The 3,254-nt window shown below is 53.5% G+C and carries 2 protein-coding genes; both read left to right on the top strand.

What is annotated here, in order from left to right; all coding sequences use genetic code 11:
* Positions 1–495: 495 nt before the first annotated feature.
* Positions 496–1,962 carry an oligosaccharide flippase family protein gene (locus tag ABUH87_RS00165; RefSeq protein WP_367767704.1) on the top strand — a complete coding sequence of 489 codons (1,467 nt, stop codon included), beginning with the start codon at positions 496–498 and terminating at the stop codon, positions 1,960–1,962.
* The gene (locus ABUH87_RS00170) at positions 1,959–3,056 is read left to right on the top strand and encodes a hypothetical protein (protein WP_367767706.1); all 1,098 of its coding nucleotides are present in this window, start codon (positions 1,959–1,961) and stop codon (positions 3,054–3,056) included. Before ABUH87_RS00165 ends, ABUH87_RS00170 begins: the two co-directional genes overlap by 4 nt.
* The last annotated feature ends 198 nt before the right edge of the window (positions 3,057–3,254 follow it).

Below are 3,254 nucleotides of genomic sequence, written 5' to 3' on the forward strand. Positions count from 1 at the left end.
GGACTTGGCACGAATTCCTTGACGCATTCATCGATGACTCTGAGCTAGCCGCTCGCTTCAAGGTACAACCGCCGCGGTAACAGTCGGACGGTTACTTTGTATCCACGGCGAGAGCCGTAGGAAACCGTCATTCTTATGCACTATGGCAACAAAAAGCCGTGCCAATGGGGGACGACGCTCTGCATGAGCCCTTGACCGGAAAGTTACGAAAGGCCAAGCGGCGTTGTCATGTGCGATAACAGTTGCGTGAGCCGGGGGGTGACATGCTGGTTTTTAGGTGCGGTCACTTCCTTAGAGAGGCGACGCTTTTGCTCATTTCGCTTTGGATTTCGTCGTTTCGCCAGCTTGTTGGGGCGCACTCCGCAGCTGCACATCGACTGATGGAAGAAGGTCGGTGCGTTTCTTGCGGAACCAAGATCCTTCAGCAAGATCGCATTGAATGTATTTCATGCGAACTAGGCCTTTCTCGGCACATTTAGAGTACAGGAGGCGACGATGAGCAGCGCTACCTATGACGCAGTTCCTGAAGGTACGGGCACATCGTCGAAATCTAAGTCTTTGAAATCCGACGCGCTATGGACCGGACTTGATATTTTCGTATCAAGTGGCCTTGCCTTCGCATTCCGACTGGTTGCAGCCAAATTCCTTGCACCTGCGGACTTTGGCATTATCGCCGTGGCAATGACTAGCTACGCTGTAGTTCAGGTCATCAACGAGTTCGGCCTCTCTGCGACTATCATTCAAAGAGAACAAGCGCGCTTCTCGATCGATCTAGTAAATACCGCGTATACAGCATCCTGCGTACTCTCGGTTGCTCTCCTCGCGATCAATACTATTTTGATTGCTCCTGTCGCAACTATCTACTTCAATAGCGCAAGTGTTGGCTACGTCACGACAGCGCTGGGGATCGCCTTCTTAGGGACGCCATTTGTCAGCATCGGCCGAGCTCTAATGTTTCGAGAAAGGCGGTACCGGCAAGTTACAATGTCGCGAGTGATCTCGACGGTCGCAAGTCTGGCAGTCGCTGCAACCTGGCTCGCCTTCGATCGAAGCGTGTGGGTACTAGTGGCGCAGCTTGTCTCGGCGCAAATTCTTCTTGCCGTCGCAATAACGAACACCAGCGATTGGACGCCTAAGCTCCTCTTTCGTCGCGATGTGTTCAAAGAGGCATTCAGCTATAGCGGTCTTGTTTTTGCTAACGACCTTTTCGTGTCAGTCGCTCGAAACTTCGATGTTATCACGCTCGGTCGGATCCTTACGCAATATCAGGTTGGCCTGTATTCACTCGCCTTCTATATTACGGATGTAGCTCGTACTAACCTGATGTCTGTCCTAAACAGGGTGATGTTCACCCAATATTCTTCGGTTCAGGGCGACTTAACTAGAGTGCGGCATTTGTACGTTCGTACTCTCGCCTGGAACTGCGCTTTCATATTCCCAGTAATGATCCTTATTATCATGGCTGGCCCGAGTCTAACGACGCATTTCCTTGGCAGTGATTGGCTCGGGATGACCGTACCACTTCAGATTTTGGCGGTATCTGTTATAATCCACGCCGCAGGTGGGACGACCTCGACCGTGTATAAAGCGCTTGGTCGCCCCGGCCTTGACCTTGCCCTATTCGCATTCACATCGGTGGTCATACTCCTACCGCTTCTAATCGTTGCCACGTTGTGGCTGGGCGTCGTTGGCGCTGCAATCGCGATTGCAACAAACAAGCTGATTTCCGTTCTTATCCGGCAGTACTACTTGGATAAGCTGGTTGGCGCTACGGCTCTGCGAGTGGTCAAGATCGTTGCTGAGCTGCTTTTAGCGCAACTGCCAATCGTAGCTGTCTTCTTGGCGGTACGATTTGTGTGGCCAGAGGGCAGGTGGCTGGGCGAACTGCTTGCAGCCGTCATTGCGGGCGGCGCCTATTTTGGCATTGCAGGCGCAATTTTCCTGAGGGCTCGTAAAGCGTGATGCTCGAAACACTTGTTCGCTTAACTACGTCGGCTCTCAAGGAGCAAACCGCGGCTGGCGCCATGATGCCTGGCCGCAATGGCGCCTATGGTGATCCTGAGACGCCGGTGCGCAACACGGCGCATTGGTTGGTTAGCTTCTCCATGGCTTACAAGGCGACGGGAGACGAGCGCTTCAGGCATGCGGCCGGCTCTGCGCTTGAGTATCTGCTTGCCTGTCAGAGACTCTTTGTCGGAGGTGTGATCGTTCGGCACGCAGGGACCAAGGACAAGACGAATGGCGTCCTTGGCCAAGCGCATCTGATAGAAGCGTACTACTATGCAGCAACGGTCCTCGGGCACGATGGAGCGCGGTCCGCTGCTCTCGACCTGATTGCGCGCCATCCATTTGATCATGATTGGGGCTGCTGGAGGCGCATCACTCCTGACGGCAGAGACCTGCCGCCAGACGATACTTTCAATCATCAGCTATATTTCGCTGCCACTATTGCACTATGGTCGCGCGACGAGATCTATGCGCGCGATCAAGTGGCAGCCTTTTTGGACCATCTCAATCGAATATTCCAAGTCAGGAAGGACGGGCGCATTGTCCACGCCATTCCTAACCGGGAGTCACAAAAGAGCAAAGTGAAAGGGGCATTAAAGGCGTTCAAGAAGCCTCCTATAAAGCTTATAGAGAAGGAGGCTAACTATCATATGTACAATATGTACGCGTTTAGTCTCCTTTCTGAGGCGGGATACGAAGGTCGCATCACCAGCTGTAACGCATGGAGTGATGCGGCGAGCTTTGCCTCATCGTCAGCGATCGTAAAGCGCAAATCGCAACAATTCTGGTCGAGAGGACTTGTCAGCGGGACTGAGACTATCGCGTGCGACAGTGCGCGATTTCATCAGGCGTTCAAAGGCAGGGAGTCTGCAGTCGAAACAGTAGCATCCGCTTTTGAGCAGCTTGCATTTGTCGCTGGACCAGATGGCCTCTGTGAGGTCATCTCGCCTGATCCAGTTACTCAACGCGCACGCCTCTATAGATATTGGCGGCTTACCGACCTTGATTACCAACTGCGCCAAGGTCCCGCAACCAGCCCGAGACGATAGTAAGATTACGCCTGTGCATGCACGCAGCTGGAGACCCGCAAAAACTTGTAGTGTTTTCCCGTGTGCCCGGCTCGATATTTCGAAGGCGTGCAGCCAAGCACTGATGAGACCTGTGCGCGGGTGGGCGTAGACAGGTGCGATGAATGCTGATTCTATGAGCTTTCCCAGGAGGAGAGCAGGCGATGGCGCATCGTTCGA

It is taken from the genome of Novosphingobium rhizovicinum (assembly GCF_040813635.1).
In the GTDB taxonomy this organism is placed as follows: Bacteria; Pseudomonadota; Alphaproteobacteria; order Sphingomonadales; family Sphingomonadaceae; genus Novosphingobium; species Novosphingobium rhizovicinum.

What these genes read in the sequence shown, in the direction of transcription:
- ABUH87_RS00165 (WP_367767704.1), top strand. Translation starts at nt 496, where the DNA reads ATGAGCAGCGCTACCTATGACGCAGTTCCTGAAGGTACGGGCACATCG.